Origin of the sequence: Rheinheimera pacifica (genome assembly GCF_900108485.1) — a bacterium.
GTDB lineage: Bacteria > Pseudomonadota > Gammaproteobacteria > Enterobacterales > Alteromonadaceae > Alishewanella > Alishewanella pacifica.
In genome coordinates this window covers 1-20,272 of record NZ_FNXF01000021.1, presented here as the reverse complement: position 1 = coordinate 20,272, position 20,272 = coordinate 1, and the positions used below count along the sequence as shown (strand labels likewise).

The following is a 20,272-nucleotide window of genomic DNA, read 5'->3' as shown; positions in this document are numbered from 1 at the left end:
TGGCGTTTAACGGAATAGTTCACGCCAGAAAATTTGCCTTGGATTACCGCGAAAACGGCCAAACATAATCTCTGCCTGCGGGTTTTGCTGATAATTCGCCGAAGCGCCACGCCAGTAATATTGCAACCAGGGTTCTGCCATATATTCAACCTGCCAGACACCGGGAATACCAGGTGGCGCCAGCGTTAAAGACTGTGCAGGGAAGCGGCCATTTTGTACCACACCGCCCACACCTGTCATGCTTAGCGCCGGAGTGCCACTTATTGTGCTCAGTAAAGCTGAACTGTTGCTGATTAAGCTGCAATTATCGTCAATGTTATTGATAAAACGCCCGCCCTGCCAGTACTCCGTATTAAAAGCCAGTGGCACAGGCTCATCCTCAGGGCCGCCGCTGTTTTGCAGTACCAGCCGGCCATAGCGCATATTTAGCGTACCGCTTAATGCCAGTGCATCAGTACCCAGCGTAAATGCCGGAAAATTACGGCTATCCTGCTCTGACACTATCTGCAACCCCAGTTGCATATTGCTATAAGGCCCGTCAGGCACTGCTGCCCGGTTAAAACTGACGTTATTCTGCTGTACCCGGTACACACCATGCTGCCATTGTGCTGTCTGCACGGCTAAACGCTCTGCCGCCAGCCGTGTGCTATTGTCCTGCGCTACCGTTAGCATAGTTGCAGCACCGGCAGGATAATGACCACTGTGGTAGTTTTGCAACGTATTACCACCGCGGCCTTTGGCTTCCAACTGGTAATTCACGGTCAGAGCCGGTTGCGACATATAACTGAAATTGGTGCAGCTGTTTCTGACTTCACTGCTAGCAAGGGCAAAATTATCCGGATAAAACCGGCCTACGGTTTCACTTACCGGTTTAGCCGAAATGTCGGCAACGCCAAGATAGGTATCATTTAACAGTTTTGCCCGCAGTGTGATGCTGCCGGCTTCATTCCAACTGACGCCTGTTACTGTTTGCCGCCCGTTAAGTGCAGCAGTAGCAGTATCAACTGCACCGCCACTAAGGGTACCGTTGTTACCTGACGACGGATAAACCAGCTGATTAAATACCGCCTCTACTCTTTGCCGGTTTAGTTCTTTACCAAAATTTGGTGTGGCCTGCCCGTCAGCATTACGGGCTTCCATTACCACATTAAATGGCTCTGAGGCAGCGACAAAGCCATTTCCACCGATTTGAGTAGCCGGGTTAGCGCTACCGTTTTGCCGCAGTGCCTGCACCACTGCCAGCGTATGCGGCCGCACCACAAAGGCATTGCTGCTGCCGTTTAGCGTTATTGCAGGATCAGGAGATTGTTCCGCCAATGCCAGGCTGGCATGCAGAGCTAACTGGCCCACATCGGAATAGCGCATGGTAAGCGGTGCACTGCCGCTGGCATTAAATGTCAGATTAACATTACTACGGTTAGTGCTGCTTGCGGCACCATTGGCAGCAATCTGAGTATTGTTAATACTAAATTGCTGGCCGGCAATACAGCTGGACGGATTTTCACAACTAAAGCCTAAACGTACTGTTTGGCTGCCACTGGCTCTGGCTTCACAGGCGCCGGTAGTGGTATTAGTGCGAATGGCCCTTAGCACGCCGTTAAAAGCAACACCGGCGGTCTGATGGCTAAGAGGGGTAACACCATCGGCCTGCGCAAACAATAAACCGGCATTGGCAAAATTGATCTGACAATTACTGCTGTTGTTACCTACCTTGCATACCGTTTGGCTAAAGGCCTTTCTTGGCGGTACTGTTTCTGTTACCCCTATAGTGGCCACCCCACCGGCCGGGTGCCTTAAATAAGCCGTGCCCACGCCATTGGTTAGGGTTATTGGATCTGTTTGCCAGTTACCGGCCGAATTAGAAAGATCAACCGATACCGGGCTGGTAAACAAACTACTGCAATCTGCATTCAGACAGGCTTTTACCTGCACAGCAGACGCCACACAAGCGATACCCGCTGCCTGGTGTGTTAATTCAATATGGTTAATTTGCTGGCCAACCGGCATAGATCTTTGCGCGCAAATACTCAGGTTATCCAGTTCGTGAATATTATTAGAACCACCGGTAGAGCCGGTAATGGAAACAAAGAAATTCTCTGGCACTGGTGCCTGCCCGGTTTGGCCTTGCGCATTAAAAGGCGCAATTAAATTAACAAAACCGTTGCCTGTGTTGCGATCCACAGACACCAGGGTTGAGCCAGCCTGACGGGAGTCAATAGTAAAACGGTAACGGTGCGGGTTGTTCTGGTTGCCATCTACGGCAGGAGTGAGGCAATTACCATTAGTGTTAGTGGTACCGTTGTTGCAGGCACCACGTAAATAGCGATAACCCGTGGTGCCGGAACCTGAGCCACGCACCACCACAGACTGCTGCCGTCTGCCAACATTGGTACTACCACCCTCAGCAGAATAGTTACCATACTCATCCAGACCAAAACCCAGCCAACCACCGGAAAAACCCGGAATACCCGGTTTAAAACCATAGCCCAAAGGCCCGCCAAAAGCACCGGGCTGCGGCGTAACAGTAGCGTCTGACAATACCAGTGCCATACCATCAGCACCGTTGCCGCCATAGGCTAAATAATCAAACTCAACCACTACCAGGTTATTTGCTGCCGGGTATAAACGCTGATAGGTCACCGAGGTTGACTGGTTACCGACATTTTGCGTCATACGCAAACGCCCGTTAACCACCGACGGGGTAAAAGTACCGCTACTGCGGGCAGTGATCCAGCTGTCTGATAAGGTACCGGTAAAGCTATCCGCAAGGCATTGCAGTGGCAATTGCGGACATTGACGAACTTCACCACCCAGATCGCGTTTTTCCCGCTGCAAAGTGTAAAGGCGCTGTACCTCCTGCGAGTCCAGTACACTGTTATAAACCAGTACTTCATCAAGCGTAGCATTCAGATAGTTAAAACTGGTTCCATTTGTATGCCGCACTCTGCCGATATCATTAAACAGGTTGCCAACCGTGCCTTGCATTACGTTATAGCTGCCACTTTGATTTAATGTGCCATCAATAAAAATCTGAAAGGCGCCGGTACCGGCGTTTCGGGTTAGCACCACATGGCGGAACTGGCCATTGTTTATTGCAATGCTTGACTTGGTATTTGCAACGGCAGAGTTGTAGTCACCTTTGGTTAAGCCAATACGTCCCTGGCTATCAATCCAGCCCCAGAAAATATCATCAGCGCCACCGCTTTGCTCTACCCCGGTTACAGCCGGAGCCTGCCACACTGTGTCGTTACCTGTTGCCGTGGTTTTAATCCAAAAACTCAGCGAGGCCGTGCCGGTTAGTACTGATAAGTCAGGCACGGTAACATAACTACTGCCATTGAACTCGCCCGCCCGGCATATTTGCCCGGCACTTGCTGCGCTCGTTTGCGCAGCAAAAGCAGTGCCGTGATTATTACCAATAGAATCGAGAACCTCAGCGGTTGCTCCTGTCCATTCAGACTGATCAAAACGATATTCATATCTGGGTGCGGTATAAAGCGTGCAGGCACTGGCTGGGGTTGAATTGGGCAAACATTGGCCATACACCTGGCTACCCGTTTGCACATTAACACTTGAATAGCCTGGTGCCTGTAATACGCCGTATACCACACTGTTATTGCTCAGAGTAATGGCACCGCTATTACTGCTGACATTAATCATATTACCGGCAGAGCCAAGCTGACTATTGTTGATAGCAACGGTACTGGCACCGCTGATGCTACCTGATGTCATCGTTACACCGGTAAACGTAGCCTCATTGTGGGCATTAAGCACAAAACTGCCGGCAATAGTGCCGCCGGTAATAGAAAACCCGGACAGAGCAGTCGCCCCGCCCGTCAGATTAGTGCCATTGGTAATCACTTTGTTACTGCTGCTGGTTACCCTGCCAGCGACACTGCCACCGGTAAGATTAACATCGCTGTTTGCCGTTACCGTACCCGACACGGCCACACCAGTCAGCGTGACACCGTTATTCGCGTTAATAGCGCCGTTTACCACGCCGCCATTATGGGTATAAGTATTGTTGGTCTGCACATTACCATTGATGGTAGCTGAGGTAGCAGAAACAGCACCGCTGGTTGTCTGCACATTGCCCCAGATCACACCGCCGGCAGAAATAACCACAGTACCGTATTCTGCTTGCAGGTTAACCCTGTTGGTGTTGCTACCCAGCGTAACATTTGTGCCAAGTTGAACGCCATTGGCAGCTATCAGCGTAATACTGGCAGCTGAAGCGGCAATGATATCGCTGTTTGCCAACGTTACCCGGCCATCGCCGGTGCAGGTATAAGTATTAACATTAACTGACCAACTGGTACTACATGGCGGGCGGCTTCCCTGGGCCATAGTGTAAGTGGCTGCATAAGCACCAACAGGTAACAGCATTATGCACAACATCGCGAAGCGATATATTGCCAACATCAACGCACCTCTATTTGCACTGTACGGCGGGTTTGAAAACCTCCTGCCGTGCACTCGGCTGTGCTGCTAAGCTGAAACAAAGTAATGCTGTCTGGCGCCGCAGTGGTAAAAGGGGTGCAACTGATACTGACACTGCAACTTTGCAAACTGGCGGCATTAAAACTGCGCGACGCTGTAACAGCACCACAACCAGCTACACTGCCATTTAGCGGAAAAAGCTGTGTTAACGCAATATCAAGCCCGCTTTGTGCGGCAAACAGTGCCCGTGTGCCCTGCACTTCATATACTACAGTTTCACTGCTGCTGATTAGCAGGCGCGACAAACCCACTGCCAGCGCCAGCATAACAACGATAACAAAAACGGCGATAACCAGCGCACTGCCGCGCTGCTTTTGATAGTTAAGGTACATTGGGAATATGCACCTCGTAATTAAAAAACATATCGGCGTTGCCACCATAGCCAAACTGCAAAAAGATATTCACCACCGAGTTGCGGGTTAGTACGGCGTCAGTTACCCGAAACACCTGAGACTCTCTTAACCCCTCAGCCATAAGCACATTATTACGCATAATATTAAAACGGCCACTGCCCGCACCAACAAGGCAATACTGCACTATGGCATCGGCGATATAAAAACGCTGCTCAGGTGATTGGCGGGTAAAGCGAAAGTTAGCAAAATTCAGCGTAAAGCGCGCAGTGGCAGAATCTACTGTGCTGATATTGTTCAGCTGTACGGCACCTCCCGGGTTTTCTGCGCTGGTAGGGTAAACCATCAGCTGCGGCCTGCTTGCTGTAGCATAGGTACGCGGACTCACCGCCCGTAAATCGGGGCTTATTACAGTCATGCTGGTGCCGTTTTGTTCAAAGGGCGCATTGGTATAGATACCGCTATATAAAATCGGCCGAAACTGCAGGCAGTTGCTGGTACTGGAAAACACCACGCTATTGGGCACGGCATTACGCAGCTCGCGTACCATCCGCTCAGCAACAAAGCGGCTTTGTCCCAGCACCTGCTCACGCTCGGCGGCATCGGTATACATACGGGCGCCCAGGCCAATATAACTGGTAATACCCAGAGCCAGTATAGCCAGCACTACCATGGTGATAACCAGCTCAATCAGGGTAAAACCGGCGTTGCGCATTACCAGTTTCCTTTGTAGGCGGCAAAATCTATTTGCGAACCGGTTGGGGTAGTAACCGAGACAGTAATTCTTTTAACCTGCTGGTTATTTAAACCAAATTCCGCGCCAGCATAGGCTACGGTAACATTAAGTTTGTAACTACGATAATAATCAGACAGTTCTGGCTGGAGATCTAAAATATTGCTAAAAATTTCACCCGTGCCGGTAAAATTATGAAAATCATCTACGTCGTTAAAACTCAGCCTGGTTTCGCTGCCATCCGGGCCAAAGTTTGCCTCAGCAGTGCAGCTTTGAGCACCCGTTTCATTACAGCGTAGCAAACTACCGCTGCGGCTGCTGTTTTGATCATAGGAGCGGCCCAGTATTTCATTAATAAAACTTTGCCCCAGCTCAGCAGCACGCACCTGATGCCAGGGATCAGCGCTTTTAATAAATAACGGGCCTAATACCGAGGTAATAATACTTAAGCTAATGGCCAGCACGACTATGCCGACAATTAGCTCTATTAAGGTAACGCCGCGGCTATGTTTCAGGCTGAGTTTTAGCATGGGTGAATATAGCCTTCGGCTTCAATACAAATGGGCAGTGCCACGGCCCCCTCAATGGTTATGCGGCAAGTGCCTGTTGCACAGTTACTTAGCGGGCGGCCATTGCTGTCAAAATTCAGCTGAATATTAAAGCCTGTTTTGGTTACCGTAATAGTACTGCTATCGCGCGGCGCTATACATAAGTGTGTGGCATCATTTAAACAGGCATTAGTGCCTGAAAATATTCTGTCGCTCTGTACTATAACGCCCTGTGATACACAGTCGGTACATTGCATGGCCTGTATTTGCACCCGGCGCAGTATATTCAGCGCCTGGTCGCGGTATAAATATTCTGATGTACCGGAAGCATCAAAAAAACGGGGTACAACGCTAACCGCGAGTACCCCGATTAATACCAGCACCACAATAAGCTCAATTAAGGTAAAGCCGCGGTGCTGTAATTTCATATTAGTTTACTGCTATCAGCAGCCTGTACTTACAACGGTAATCACGGGCTTGGTGACTACAACCGGAGAGCCAGCACTGGCAGTAGCAGGCTTATATAGCACATGGCACGCTAAATCAGCGTTTATTGTCGTTCCGGTGGGAGCAACCACAACGTCGCCGACTGCACTATTAACTGGTTCACCCGCTGTAGCCACGTCCTGCACTACCCATTCATCAGTTGATAGCTCTGCCGCAGCGAGTAAAGATGTAGCATTAGCTGGATAACCATATATTAACGATATTGCAGCAAACGGAGCATTCAGACTCTGGCCAGAAGCCTGAGTATGCTTACTTTCAATGATCGCCTTACCATAAATCAGTGCACCTGCAGACTCCAATGCACCACGTACACCACTTAAAGTAGATGCTCTGGCATCGCCCGAAAAATTTAAAAACCTGGGTGCAGCTGTAACTGCCAGAATACCCAGAATAACGATAACAATAATTAATTCAATTAATGTAAAACCTTGGTTACGTTTCATAGTAAGACCTTATAGCTTAGGGTTTAGTTAAAAATACGGTGACTTGGCCCAACGCTGGAGCGTATGTAAAACCATTACTGTTTGACTGATCAGACGGGATAGCCGTTAAACCAGCAGTTTGGTGATATACACATAATGTCGGCGTAGCGGGGGGCTGGTTCGAACCTTGCTGAGTACGGATATACAGCTTCTGAGCCGTCATGTCAGCAACAGTAAGGCCCTGGCCTGCAATAACCGAACTGGGTGCTGCCTGTAAAATCGTATTTAACACTGTCTGGCATTCTGCTGCACTAATATCATTTGCAGTTTCTGCTCCACCAGCCGGATAACCGTTGGCCGCCACATTAACGGTAACGCCATCATAGTTTACCGTGCCATTTGCAGGGCGGCCTTCAACTTCCCACTGCGCCCTAACCAAACCAACGGCAGAGGCAAAGCCACCGGCGATGCCTTCAATCGCCGCATCTTCGGCTTGTGCGGTAACATTTAAAAACCGCGGTAAGGCGGTTGCGGCCAGTAATCCCAGAATAATAATTACTATAACCAGTTCTATCAGGGTAAAACCTGTTTGTTTTTTCATACCTGTGCCTCCAAGTTGCTTATTGTCGTTAGTATATCGCTAATATTAGTAATTACATCCCAATGTAGCCCACAATTGTAAAAACGTTAACCGGTATTACCCTTATAAGCATTGAGCATATCCCACATTGGCGTAAAGATACCCAATGCCAGAATCAGTACCATCACCGCCACTATAGCGATAAGAATGGGTTCAATTTTTGCGGTCAGGCTCTTTAAATCAAAGGCCACTTCACGCTCATAAAAACCGGCTACTTCACCCAGCATATCGTCCATGGCGCCGGTTTCTTCGCCTACGGCGATCATTTGTAATACCAGGGGGGTAAACATCCCGCTTTGCTGGCTTACCCGCAATAAACTTTCACCGCGCTCAATATTACGCCGCATATCACGGATTTTTTCGCCCATATATTCATTGTCTACCGCATCAGCTACCAGAGTTAGTGCGCTGGTCATCGGTACACCGGCTTTTAGCATCATGCCAAAACTACGGGCAAAACGGCCCAGCGTGGCGCGGTAAATAACATTGCCGATAATGGGAAATACCAACCGCCAGCGGCCCCAGACAACCCGGCCTTTATCGGTTTTGATATAACTACGAAAGCCAAACGTAGCACCAATTGCAGCAATAATAATTAACGGCCAGTAGGCAACAAAAAATGCCGAACTGGCCAGTAATGCTTTGGTAGACCAGGGTAATTCGGCATTAAAGCGGGCAAACATATTGGCAAATTGTGGAATAACCGCCAGGTTAAGAATAAACATGGCCACTACCAGTGCTATCAGTACAAAAAACGGATAACGGGTGGCTTGCTTAATTTGTTTGCGGGTTTCCAGCTCTTGCTCAAAATAATAATTCAGCTGTAAAAAGGCTTCGTCTAAACGGCCGGTATTTTCACCAACATGCACTATGCTAACCATTAAGCGGCTAAATACCTTGGGGTGTTCGGCCAGCGCTACCGATAAACTGCGGCCATTTTCCAGCTGGCCAACCAGTTCGCCCAAAACCTTTTGCAAACGTTTAGAGCTGGTACTTTGTGCCAGGCCTTCAATAGCCCGCACTATTGGAATGCCGGCTTTCATCAGTGAATACATCTGGCGGGAAAACAAAATTAAATCGGTTAACGATACTTTAGCTTGCCATAACTCTAACTGCCCAATGGAGGTTTTACTTTGCTCCGCCTGGCGCTGAATAGTTAACGGGATAAAACTGCGCCGGCGCAGTAAATCAGCGGCGGCGCCTTCGCTGCCGGCCTCTATCTGGCCACTAACAGCATTGCCGTTGGTATCGCGTGCGGTGTAAACAAAGTTAGCCATTGTGCTTAGGGCTCCACTGTCACTAAGCTTTCGGTATCAAGATATTCCGACACCCTTATTACCTCGTCCAGGCTGGTAATGCCTTGCTGCGCATAATGTAATGCCATAGTACCCAGGCTGACAAAACCTTCACTGTGGTGCGCCAGATGGGCAAAACCGGCCGTATCGTTGCGCCGTAACGCATCGGCCAGTGGCTTGGTGATTAACAGCAGTTCAAATACACCCAGGCGGCCTTTGTAACCACTGTGATTACACGACTGGCAGCCTTTAGCATGCCAGTACGACGCGCTAGTATCTGCTTTATGATGGCGTAACCAGCTACTTTCCAGCTCGTCCGGCTGATAGGGCTGTTTGCAGTAATCACATAAACGCCGTACCAGCCGTTGTGCCACTATAGCGCGCAGTGCCGACGCCACCAGATAGGGCGCAGCGCCCATATCAATTAAACGCAAGGTACTGGTTACAGCGTCGTTGGTGTGTAAGGTAGATAGCACTAAATGGCCGGTTAACGCGCCGCGCAGGCCCATTTCGGCGGTTTCCTGATCGCGCATTTCACCCACCATAATAATATCGGGATCTTGCCGTAAGGTGGTGCGCAGCACGTTGCTGAAACTCAGGCCAATTTTATGGTTAACCTGCACCTGATTAACCCGCGGCAAACGATATTCTACCGGATCTTCCACAGTAATAATTTTGCTGCCAGCCTGGTTAAGTTCACTTAACAGCCCGTACAAGGTGGTGGTTTTGCCAGAGCCGGTGGGGCCGGTTACCAGAATCATGCCATGCGGGCTTTTGATAATACGCCGTAGTTTACTCAGCAATGGCGCTGGCATGCCGGTTTCTTCCAGTTGCAGCAAACCGGCAGATTGATCAAGCAAACGCATTACCACTGATTCGCCATATTGCACCGGCATAGTGGAAATACGCACATCTATCTGGTGTTTTTTTACATTAATCTGAAAACGGCCATCTTGCGGCATGCGCTTTTCTGAAATATCCAGATTTGCCATCAATTTAAGCCGCAGCACCAGTGCTGATGCAATACTGACTTCATTCAGGATGTTTTCCTGCAGCACACCGTCGACGCGCTGACGAATACGCAACACTTTTTCGTCCGGCTCAATATGAATATCCGATGCCTTTACCTGCACGGCATCTTCAAACACCGACTGCAGCAGTTTAGCGATGGTGTTGTCGGCATCGGCCTGTTCATCCAGTACATTCAGCTCAAGGTTGGTGTCGGCACCATGCTCGGCTTTAAGCTGGGTAGCAAAACTTTCAATTTCTTTGGTACGCCGGTACAGGGTGTCGAAAGCTTCAATCAGCTGGCTTTCCCGCACTACCGCCAGAGCCACCTCTTTTGGCGCCAACAGCCGTGAAATCTGGTCCAGTGCAGCCAAATCTGCCGGATCGCTCATGCCAAGCAGCACGGTATCGCCATTATCTTCCAGCACCAGCGCTCTGAAACGCCGCGCCTGCACCTCTGGCAATAACTGTACTGCTTTAGGGCTTATCTGTTTTTGCGCAATATCAAGAAAGGGCACATTAAGCTGCTGCGCCAAAAACTGCAGCAACTGTACCTCTGTCAAAAATTTTAGCTCGGTAAGCGTAGACCCCAGCTTACGGCCGGTTTCCTGTTGCCGGGCCAACGCCTGCTGTAACTGGGGTGGCGAGATAATACCCTCGTCTACCAGTAAATCACCCAAGCGCATTTTTAAACGAGGTCTTTGCATAAGGCTACTCTGTTGCCACTAAACGTTGTTGAATAAAAGTTTTGCTTTGCACTGACAAGCTGTCACCCCATTGCAACGCATTAAGATAGTACTGATGTGCCTCTGCCGGGCGTGCTAATGCCTCCAGCGATACCGCGCCACCAAGCCACCATTTACCCAGTTGCGGCTGCAGGCGGCTTAGCTCGGCAAACCATTCAAATGCCTGCTGATGCTGCTCCAGCTGTTGTAGTGCTGTAGCTTTAAGGCCGTAATAATCGGGGTGCAATGGCACAGCAAAACCGGCAGGTAATAATGCCTCTACCTGCAACCATTGCTGACGGCTGGCAGCTGCCTGGGCCAACATTAGCTGAATATCGGCATCCATAATTCCCTGGGCTTTTGCCTGCAATAAACTGGCCTCAGCCTGCTGCGGCTGGCCCAGTTGCAACCAAAGCCTTGCCTGCGCCAGATAAACCACCGCATCCTGTGGTGCTAACTGCTGCAACTGCTGCCAGTATCGCAGTGCCTGTTGCCCCTGCCCGGCCTGCGCGGCTGCCAGTGCCTGCTGGCGTAGTTTGGCCTGACTTTGCGCTGCCGTAGGCTCACGGCTGGTTACGCTTAAACTGCTGTCTGTTTTAGCCGCTGGTGGTACTGGTACCTGTGCAACTTTAGTAGACTGCGGCACAGGTGCTGCTGTATCAGCCGGCTGTTGCTCTGGTTGTGATGCAATCTCGGTCACGTTTGCTACTGTCTGAACAGGCAGCTCTGGTGCCGCAATAATGGTTGTGGCTGTGTTTTCTGGTGTTGCGCTTTGCTCTGGCGCTGCGCTTTGTGAAGGCTCAGGGCTGTCTGTTGGCTCAAGGCTGTCTGTTGGCTCAAGGCTGGCTGATATGACTATTTCGGCCGGTATTGCCGGCTCTGCAGGCAGCTGTTGTGCTGCCGGTTCCGGCACTGCACTGGTTAAATCGGCCGCTGGCATAACAGGATTACGGCTTAATACTGCGTAAATAGCAAAGCACAGTAAACCAAAGGTCAGCAGCAGTAGCACGGTTAACCAAAGCGGCTGACCAGGCCGGCGGGCAATAACCTGGTTTACATTGGCGGCATTGTGGTTGCGCTGATCTAAATCGCGCAGCATTTTATTAATGACACTCATTGGCCACCCGCCAGCCGGAACAAGCCGGATTGCGATGCGGCAGCCACACATGCCATTGCCAGCAAGCCCGTGCTACCGACGTACCACCACCAGGCTTTGGGCTTGGCGGTAACATCTTCGGTATCCATTGCCGCCAGTTTTACATGCCGTAGTGCGGCATAAGGCTTACCTTCACCAAAAGCCAGCAGCAGTGCTTTATGCGCCAGAATATTTACCAGCCTTGGTACACCGCGGCTGTAGCGGGCCAGAGCAGTTAAGGCAAACCGACTGAAGAGTGCACGGTTGCACCCGGCCTGCTGTACGCGCAGGCAGACATAAGCGCTGATCTGGCTTTTGCTCATTAAGGCTAAGTTACTGGAAAAGGTAATACGCTGGCGCAACTGCCGAAAACGATAACCGGCCAGTTTTTTATTCAACTCTGGCTGGGCAAACAGTACCACTTGCAGCAATTTACGTTTTTCTGTTTCCAGATTAGTTAGCAGACGCAGCGCCTCCAGCGTTTCATCCGGCAGAGCCTGGGCTTCATCAATCAACACTATGGCTTTTTTGCCTTGCGCAGCCAGTAACAGTAACTGACGTTGCAGCAATTGCAGCAGCTGGGGCGGTTCGATATTGGCAGAGTGCTTCAGCCCCAGCTCTAATGCCAGAGCCCAGCGCAATTCCAACGGCGTAAGACAAGGATCCGGTATATACGCCAGTTGCCAGTCTGGCTCAGTTTGTTGCAATAGTTTACGGCATAGCAGCGTTTTGCCACTGCCTACTTCACCACAGACTTTAATAAAACCTTCACCGGCACACAGCGCCGTTTTCAGCACAGCCAACACATCCTCATGCTGCTCAAGCGGCACAAAAAAGGTGGTATCCGGTGTTAAACCGAACGGCATCTGGCTAAGCTGAAAATGCTGCAGGTACATAATTAGTTACCCTGGCTCCAGTCAGACACCAGCTTTGAAGACTGCTGAATTTGCTGCTGCCATACGCCTTCGGTAACCACTGTTGGCTTTAGCAGTATTACCAGCTCTTTCTTTTTCTCCACTTTATTGATGCTGGTAAATAATTTACCCAGCAACGGAATAGCGCTTAATACCGGCGTACGCGACTCGTTGTCGGTGGTAACGGTTTGCATTAAACCGCCTATTACCACTATTTCACCACTACGGGCGCGGATAATAGTGTCAGACTCGCGGATATTACTTTGTGCCAGCGGCAGCACTATTTGCTCGTTGCTAAAGCGAATCGTTTTATTTTGCTCGGCCGTTTCTGTAACCGAAGGGTGAACATGCAAAATAACACTGCCGTTTTGATCAATTTGCGGCGTAACATCCAGTGCTATGCCAGAGAAAAAGGGTTGCAGATCGATAGACGGCGAGCTGATGGTGCCGCCCACTGTCGCCGTAGTTTCGCTACTGACATTGGTAACAAAGTACTCATCCTGCCCCACTTTAATAACCGCTTTCTGGTTATTCATGGCGGTAACCCGGGGGCTGGACAACACCTGAGTATTACCCTGAGTTTCCAGCAGGTTAATCACACCGTTAAAATCGGCATTGTTAAAGCTGATTGCCGTTACGCCGCCCAGTGAACTGCTAATGGCATTGCTGGCGACACCGGCGCTGGTAGTAAAATTAAAGCCGGTGCTGCGCAGGTTCATTATGGCATTTTGCCAGTTAATGCCTTGCTGATATTCGTCGTTCAGCGTCACTTCGATAATTTTTGCCTCCAGCACCACCTGGCGCTGCAAATGCTGCTCTGACTGACCAAGGTAAGCCTTAACAGCAGCGATTTCTTCCGGCATACCGCGCACGGTAACTAAACCGGCTTGTGGCGTCACTACCACCATACGCTCCGGCCCGGCTCCCAGCACTGTACTAACGGCTTTTTCCAGATCTTTCCAGAAATCGGTTTTGCTTTCACTTTGAATAGTGCTGCCGTTAAATTGTTGCTGACCAGATTGCGACTGGCTCTGATTACTGAAATCGCCCTGATTGAAATTACTTTGTGACGAGCGATTGTTTCTGTTGTTCTGGCCATTCTGATTATTCTGGTTGTCTTGTGACACACCACCGGAATTGACCGCCACAGAAGAAAACCCCTGGCGCTGCATCATTAAATAGTTAACCGCTATGCTTTCCGTACGCAGGCCTGCCGGATATATTTTGTAGATAAGCCCTTGCTGGCGAACGTCAAAACCATACAGTTGCTGCACTATTGCCATCGTTTCCGGCAGGGTTACCTGTTTTAGCTGCAGGTTAATTTCGCCACTGACCCCCGGATGCATCACCACGCTGTACGGTGTATCTGCAACCAATGACTGGAAAAAATCATTCAGCCCGGCATTTGCGGCCGCCACATCAAAACGTGGCAACTCGGGCTGTACCGGCGTGTAACTACTGCTAAGCAAATCCTGCGTGACAGCCAGCGGCACAGGTGCGGCTGAAGCGCGTGCCGGAGCCTGCAGCGCGGCTGCTTGCTGTAATTCACGCTGAGCGCCTTGTGGCACATCACTTTGCTGAAAAGCCTGACATCCGGTTAATAAAATACTTCCGCACAACCACCCTAACTTATTCACTGGCTTATTCTTCATCTTGTTTGATCGCCGTATTAACTAAACGCAGTATTTGCCGTTCGCCATTTAGATCCAGTACAACATGATCAGCTGCAATATCATGCAGTTGATACTGTCTTATTTTTTCACCTTTACGCAGCAAGCTACCGTTTATTACGGCAATGCGGCCATTTGCTGTCTGTTTTATCAGTTGCAAAGATAATGCTTGCGGTTGTACTGCCGAGTCTGCTGTTGCCGTAGCTGCCAGCCAGGAAGGCGCGGGCCGGGTAGGATCGGCCAGTGCCGTGGCACTGAGAAGCCACAGGCTACAAACGAATAAAGTCTTCATACTCACTCACTGTAATAAGTGTCAGGGTTAGCTCTGCCTGCGGATATTCAACCACCTGGTAATCCAGCGCGGACCAGTTCAACAACCAGGGCAATTGTTCCATACGTTGCAATGCTCTGAATAAATCCGTGTAACCACCGCCAATCACCAGTGTTGTAGTGTGTTGAAATAACATAACAGGGTCGTCAGGTTGCTGCCCCTGCAAACGCACAGCTTTAGGTACCGACGTCAGCAGGCTTTTTACCTGCACGCCTTTACTGCTTTGCAATATATTGCGCAGCAAGGTTACCATTTGCTCCGCGCCAATAAAGTAGCTGGCGCTTTGCCGGATACGTTCGTTCAGCTGTTGCTGCTGTTGTTCGAGGTTGCTTATACGCTCGCGGTAGTCCTGGTTTAAATCGGTGCTGAGCTGGGCAAGCAATACCTCAGCCTGTTGTTCTGCACCCTGCAATTGCTGGCTGGTTTTAAGTTGTAGTGCACGCGTCTGCTTTGTTTGATGCCACAATGGCTCCAGTACATAAATTACACTAAGCCACAGCAATAATAATAAGCTGCCAAAGAACAACAGCGACTTCTCACGCCGCTGTAGTTGGCTGAAACGATCTGACAGCAGTTGCCACTGGCTCACAGCGTTTCTCCTTTTTGTGCCATCAGTACAAAACTGACGGCGGTATTATCAGGTACCTGCGCCATGCTCACCTGGCTGAAACGTTGGCCTTTAAAATAAGCGAGTTGTTGCAACCCTTCCAGCCACAGCGTAATGCTGGCAGGCTGTAACGTCACACCGCTAAAGCTGCTGCTGCCCTGGCGTAAGGTGAAATTAGTTAACCATAACTCGGCCAGATCAACTTGTTGTAAATGCTGCAGCACCGGGCTATAAAACTGGCTGGCCTGTTGCTGCTGTTCTGCCAGATAACTTAGCAGTTGCTGTTTTTGTGTTACAGCGTATTCAGCCTGCTGATACTGTTTTACCAGTGCTTCATCTGGTTTACGCTGCACTAATGCTTGCTGATATAAATCGGTTTGTTGTAATTGCCGCTGTAACTGCAGCTCAGTCTCTGCCAGCGCTGCACCAGCCTGTTGCTGTTGTTGCGATAACAGCAGCCATCCCAGCGCTACTACTGCTGTTAATGCAGCTGCGCTGCCAACCAAACGTTGCAGGCTTAACCGCTCACGTACCGGATGCAGCCGGGCCTGATATAAGTTTACCCGTTGTTTAATATGGCTGGTTTTAGCGGCTGCACTGGCGGCAGCCAGGGCTGGCCAGTTATGCAGTAAATCGTCCTGGTTTACCGCCGCAGCAGACTGTGCCACATTTAACGGCTCTACCCGGCTAAACCCACTTTGCACAAACAACTCACATATCAGCTCAGTTTGTGCCATTAAAATACGGATATCGCGCACCGGCGGTTGTTTTAACTGGCTTTCGAAATAGTCCATTGAGCGCTGCAGTTCAAGCAGCAAACGTTCCAGCGTGCCTTCGCGCAGCTCTGATTCTGAATTAAGGTGTAAATGGCTAAAACCACGGGTACGGCGAGAAAAATACAACTGACCATCACGGATGATCTGAATTAGCATTTCCTGTTCGGGTTGATGCACTACCAACATGGTCGCTTGCGCCGATACAGGCAAAATATGGCTGAGCAGCCATTCTTCGGGTTGGATCGAACTAACGCTAAGACCCGCTGCATCAACTACTGCGGTTAATTGCTTTAACCAGGCATAACTACACACCACTACATTGATTTTTGCCTGTTGGGTGTTACCACCGGGTAAGTCAATGTAGTCGAGCACCATATCTTCCGGCGCTATTGTAACCAGATCTTTTATCTGCCAGGGCAATGCCTGCAGTAATTCGTGCTCTGCCAGTGCTGGTTTATCTAATTGCACCAGTTGATAACGCTCGGCAGACAGCACCAGATGCAAAACACAGCCTGCGGGGACTGACCGTAATGCAACTTGCAGGCTGTCCTGCCAGTTATCAGCTTTGTAACTAAATGCCTGGCTCTGTTTAAGCTCAGCGCCTTGTAATATCACCAGCCGGATGTTGGCTGTTGCCAAATGAATTGCAACAACCGTGTCTGAATTTATTGCTGCCGGGCGGAGCCGTTTTATTATTTTTCTCAGCATAGCGGTGCCATGATCTCCTTATATGCAGCTATACTAGCGGCTATTCCGTTAACTGTCATTATTTCATACTGTTATGCAATCAGCAGAAGTTACCGCCGTACCTGTTTTGGCTGGTTGGCAACAAGTGCATCAGCCTGTGCTGCTACAGCATCAGGTTGAGCTATGGGTTTACCAGCTAAATACTGCAATTCCACAGCTGTCGGGCAATAAATGGCTGAAGTTAAAATACCACATTGCCCTGGCGCAACAAGCGCAGAAAGCCGGTTTTCTGACCTTTGGCGGTGCTTTTTCTAATCATTTAGCCGCAGTAGCTGCTATGTGTAAATATCATGGCCTGAAAAGCCTGGCTTATGTACGTGCCGATCAGCTCGACAAACATAACCCCACTCTGGCGTTTTGTCTGCAGCAAGGCATGCAAATTCAATTGCTGAACCGTAATCAATACCGGTGGCGTAACGATGCCGACTTTCTGCTGCAATTGCAACAGCAACATCAGCACTTGCTAATAGTGCCGGAAGGTGGCTCGTCAATAGCAGGAGCAATGGGAGTTGCAGAACTGGATCTGGATTTAACCCCGGCAGGAAATGCCAGCCATATTATTTGTGCTGCTGCCAGTGGTGGCACTCTGGCGGGTGTGATTAATGGCTCAGGCTGCAAGATACTCGGTATCGCGGTGGTAAAAGATCCGTCTTTACCAGACCGTATTACCCAGCTATTACAAAGCGATGATAAGCAACAACACTGGTCATTAAACACGGACTTTTGCGGCGCTGGCTACGCCAGATTTGATAATAGTATCTTGCAGTTTTGCCGTGACATGGCACAGCAGCGGCTTTATCTGGAGCCCATTTATACCGGCAAGGCTCTGGCGGGTGTATTTACACTGATAAAGCGGGGTTATTTTCCACCCGGCAGCCGCCTTAGCTTCTTTCATACCGGCGGCTTGCAGGGCTTGGCTGGCTTACACTACCGCAACCTTATTACTACAGCTGACTTTGCGTTATTATCTGGTTCATCGGCTGGCTGAAATAAAACCCTTGCCCACCGGCAATACCCAGTTTTTGTAAAACCTGCCATTCTGCTTCAAGCTCAACACCTGTCGCCAATACCCGGATACTCTTACCGGCATAACTGGCGATTAAACCCCGGACGAATAACTGTTGTTCCAGATGCTGATCAATATTCCGGACCACAGAAGGATGTAATTTTACCGACTCAAGCGGCAACTCATCCAGATAAACAGCGTTATCAATTACCAGCCCAACCTGATCAATAATCAAGGCAAAACCCAGAGTATGTAATTTAATTAAACTCTTACGCAGCTGTTTATAGTGCTTTAACAGATGATGTTCAGTTATCTCAAGCGCCAGTGTATCTGGCTCTAACTGGCCAGAGATCACCATATGATCCAGCCACTGCCACCACTGGGGTTCAAGTAAGGCCTGAATGCTAATGTTTACACTGCACCGGCTATAATTACCCATGTCTGCGGCACACAATTTAGCGGTTTTAATAAGTACATGCTGATCAATCTGGCTTGATAAACCGCAGTTATGCGCCATAGGCAAAAATATGGCGGCAGGGATCTGGCCATTATCATTGCTTTGTAGTCTTACCAGCACTTCATGCTGGATAATTTCACCGTCATGCCAGGAAAACACAGGTTGAAAACTTAAAGCAAATCGTTGTTCCTGCAATGCTTTATTAAGTTCTGACCGCCACCAGACAGAACCTTTTGCTTGCGGTTTGTCACTTTGTAAAATAAAACCAAAAGCGGCGTTCGGGCCATGCAGCTGTGCTGTCTTTAACGCCATATCTGCTTCAGATAAAATCTGATACGACGTTTGCTCTCGCTGATATCCGGCATAGCCAATGTGTAATACATCCTGCCCGGCACAATCGGCAAAACAGCTGGCCCGGCTTAACAGCACTGCCATCCTGTCACCGAGCTTTTCCATTTCTTTTCCGCTCAGCCCTGCAATCAGCATCACCAGATCAGTATCAGATAAACGTGCAATAACGGTATCGGCATAACCAGCCGCAATACCATTGAGCACATCGACACAACCTTTAAGCCGGCTTACCTGCTTGATGCCTGCACGGCTGATCTCAGGGTGCGATAACTGGACAATATAAACCGCGCCATAACCCACTTCAGACTGGTCACTAAGATAATGCTGCAGCTTGCTTTCAAAAAATACCCGGTTGCCAACGGCCAGCTCATGATCGATCAGCCCCTGCACCCGCACCAGATGCCGTACTTCCTGATCGCGCTTTAGCAAATGCGTAACCTGGCTGGTAACTTTAGCCAAAGCAGCTGCAGGAGAGTCATCCCGCGACGCTTTAAGCTCCAGCTTATCTTCCAACAACGCAACAGCTGAGCGCAGTTTATCAGCATCAGCCATATAGATTTTTTGTATACGAATGCTAAACCAGAGCGTATATGCGCCAGTACATAGCAGCACAATGTTAACACTAACATACAATAAAACAGCAGACACTATCGGCTGAACAGCCAACATGACAGCATTGATAAACACAGCGCCAAGCAAAAGCGCAGCAAGCTGCAACCAAACAGAGGAAGAATATGATTGAGGTGTGCGGGCCAAGGACAACTCCTTTTGAACCTTGTCACAATGCTATAGCTTAGCAGCTGAGTTGCAGGTTAATATAGAAAAATAATCTTAACAAAGCAAAAAGCCCCACGCTTGCGCGTGAGGCTTGTTTACTTAATTGGGAGCCTGGCGGTGAACTACTCTCGCATAGCGAATGCTACACTACCATCGTCGCAGCTGCGTTTCACTTCTGAGTTCGGAATGGGATCAGGTGGTTCCACAGCGCTATTGCCACCAGGCAAAAAACTGTTTGTTGTTCTTTAACTTAGCAGGCTGAGTAGTATTTACACACTGTATTCTTTCTACGCTGCTCTTTCTTAGCAGGCGCAAAACATCTTGGGCGTTGTATGGTTAAGCCTCTCGGGCAATTAGTATGAGTTAGCTTAACGTGTCACCACGCTTCCACACCTCACCTATCAACGTTGTGGTCTCCAACGACCCTTTAGTGGACTTGAAGTCTAAGGGATGACTCATCTTGTGGCCGGCTTCCCGCTTAGATGCTTTCAGCGGTTATCCGTTCCGAACGTAGCTACCGGGCAATGCCATTGGCATGACAACCCGAACACCAGCGGTTCGTTCACTCCGGTCCTCTCGTACTAGGAGCAACTCCACTCAATCATCCAACGCCCACGGCAGATAGGGACCGAACTGTCTCACGACGTTCTAAACCCAGCTCGCGTACCACTTTAAATGGCGAACAGCCATACCCTTGGGACCGACTTCAGCCCCAGGATGTGATGAGCCGACATCGAGGTGCCAAACACCGCCGTCGATATGAACTCTTGGGC

17 protein-coding genes and 2 rRNA genes are annotated in these 20,272 nt (G+C 49.7%); 1 reads left to right on the top strand and 18 read right to left on the bottom strand.

Features of this window, described 5'->3' with window-relative positions; genetic code table 11:
* Positions 1-6: 6 nt before the first annotated feature.
* The 15 genes from BLW68_RS18915 to BLW68_RS21705 form a co-directional block, all read right to left on the bottom strand.
* Positions 7-4,422 carry a DUF6701 domain-containing protein gene (locus BLW68_RS18915; protein ID WP_092796632.1) on the bottom strand — a complete coding sequence of 1,472 codons (4,416 nt, stop codon included), beginning with the start codon at positions 4,420-4,422 and terminating at the stop codon, positions 7-9.
* Positions 4,422-4,832, bottom strand: a complete 411-nt coding sequence (locus BLW68_RS18910) for a type II secretory pathway component (RefSeq protein ID WP_092796631.1) — start codon at positions 4,830-4,832, stop codon at positions 4,422-4,424. The genes BLW68_RS18915 and BLW68_RS18910 overlap by 1 nt, the downstream gene beginning before the upstream one ends.
* Entirely contained in the window at positions 4,822-5,565 is a 744-nt protein-coding gene (locus tag BLW68_RS18905; protein ID WP_092796629.1) for a PilW family protein, read from the bottom strand. The genes BLW68_RS18910 and BLW68_RS18905 overlap by 11 nt, the downstream gene beginning before the upstream one ends.
* Positions 5,565-6,113 carry a type IV pilus modification PilV family protein gene (locus BLW68_RS18900; protein ID WP_092796627.1) on the bottom strand — a complete coding sequence of 183 codons (549 nt, stop codon included), beginning with the start codon at positions 6,111-6,113 and terminating at the stop codon, positions 5,565-5,567. The genes BLW68_RS18905 and BLW68_RS18900 overlap by 1 nt, the downstream gene beginning before the upstream one ends.
* Positions 6,107-6,559, bottom strand: coding sequence for a type II secretion system protein (locus BLW68_RS21615; protein ID WP_092796625.1), 453 nt, complete (start codon positions 6,557-6,559; stop codon positions 6,107-6,109). The genes BLW68_RS18900 and BLW68_RS21615 overlap by 7 nt, the downstream gene beginning before the upstream one ends.
* Before the next feature lie 15 nt (positions 6,560-6,574).
* Positions 6,575-7,081, bottom strand: a complete 507-nt coding sequence (locus BLW68_RS18890; protein ID WP_092796623.1) for a prepilin-type N-terminal cleavage/methylation domain-containing protein — start codon at positions 7,079-7,081, stop codon at positions 6,575-6,577.
* A 16-nt stretch (positions 7,082-7,097) separates the two neighbouring features.
* Positions 7,098-7,661, bottom strand: coding sequence for a prepilin-type N-terminal cleavage/methylation domain-containing protein (locus BLW68_RS21610; protein ID WP_092796621.1), 564 nt, complete (start codon positions 7,659-7,661; stop codon positions 7,098-7,100).
* Between the two features lie 86 nt (positions 7,662-7,747).
* Positions 7,748-8,977, bottom strand: coding sequence for a type II secretion system F family protein (locus BLW68_RS18880; protein WP_092796619.1), 1,230 nt, complete (start codon positions 8,975-8,977; stop codon positions 7,748-7,750).
* Positions 8,978-8,982: 5 nt separating this feature from the next.
* Entirely contained in the window at positions 8,983-10,710 is a 1,728-nt protein-coding gene (locus BLW68_RS18875) for a GspE/PulE family protein (protein WP_092796617.1), read from the bottom strand.
* A 4-nt stretch (positions 10,711-10,714) separates the two neighbouring features.
* Positions 10,715-11,845 (bottom strand): tetratricopeptide repeat protein, encoded by a 1,131-nt coding sequence (locus BLW68_RS18870; protein WP_092796615.1) that lies wholly within the window; start codon positions 11,843-11,845, stop codon positions 10,715-10,717.
* Positions 11,842-12,759 (bottom strand): ExeA family protein, encoded by a 918-nt coding sequence (locus tag BLW68_RS18865; RefSeq protein ID WP_092796613.1) that lies wholly within the window; start codon positions 12,757-12,759, stop codon positions 11,842-11,844. Before BLW68_RS18865 ends, BLW68_RS18870 begins: the two co-directional genes overlap by 4 nt.
* 2 nt (positions 12,760-12,761) lie before the next feature.
* Complete coding sequence (gene mshL, locus BLW68_RS18860) at positions 12,762-14,429, bottom strand: pilus (MSHA type) biogenesis protein MshL (protein ID WP_092796611.1); 1,668 nt, start codon at positions 14,427-14,429, stop codon at positions 12,762-12,764.
* Positions 14,419-14,739 (bottom strand): hypothetical protein, encoded by a 321-nt coding sequence (locus tag BLW68_RS18855; protein WP_068227490.1) that lies wholly within the window; start codon positions 14,737-14,739, stop codon positions 14,419-14,421. Before BLW68_RS18855 ends, mshL begins: the two co-directional genes overlap by 11 nt.
* Entirely contained in the window at positions 14,717-15,367 is a 651-nt protein-coding gene (locus BLW68_RS18850; protein ID WP_092796609.1) for a cupin domain-containing protein, read from the bottom strand. Before BLW68_RS18850 ends, BLW68_RS18855 begins: the two co-directional genes overlap by 23 nt.
* Complete coding sequence (locus BLW68_RS21705) at positions 15,364-16,122, bottom strand: PilN domain-containing protein (RefSeq protein WP_425438505.1); 759 nt, start codon at positions 16,120-16,122, stop codon at positions 15,364-15,366. The genes BLW68_RS18850 and BLW68_RS21705 overlap by 4 nt, the downstream gene beginning before the upstream one ends.
* Positions 16,123-16,942: 820 nt before the next feature.
* On the opposite strand from BLW68_RS21705, the gene BLW68_RS18840 reads away from it, so the two are divergent.
* Positions 16,943-17,896, top strand: coding sequence for a 1-aminocyclopropane-1-carboxylate deaminase/D-cysteine desulfhydrase (locus BLW68_RS18840; protein WP_092796605.1), 954 nt, complete (start codon positions 16,943-16,945; stop codon positions 17,894-17,896).
* Here the strand turns inward: BLW68_RS18840 and BLW68_RS18835 are convergent.
* The 3 genes from BLW68_RS18835 to BLW68_RS18825 all read right to left on the bottom strand — a co-directional run.
* Positions 17,853-19,274: an EAL domain-containing protein gene (locus BLW68_RS18835; RefSeq protein ID WP_245728401.1), complete on the bottom strand. Its 1,422-nt coding sequence runs from the start codon at positions 19,272-19,274 to the stop codon at positions 17,853-17,855. The two genes, BLW68_RS18840 and BLW68_RS18835, sit on opposite strands and share 44 nt — an antisense overlap.
* A 334-nt stretch (positions 19,275-19,608) precedes the next feature.
* Positions 19,609-19,723 (bottom strand): 5S ribosomal RNA (gene rrf / locus BLW68_RS18830).
* Between the two features lie 108 nt (positions 19,724-19,831).
* Positions 19,832-20,272 (bottom strand): 23S ribosomal RNA (locus tag BLW68_RS18825); the annotation flags it as partial.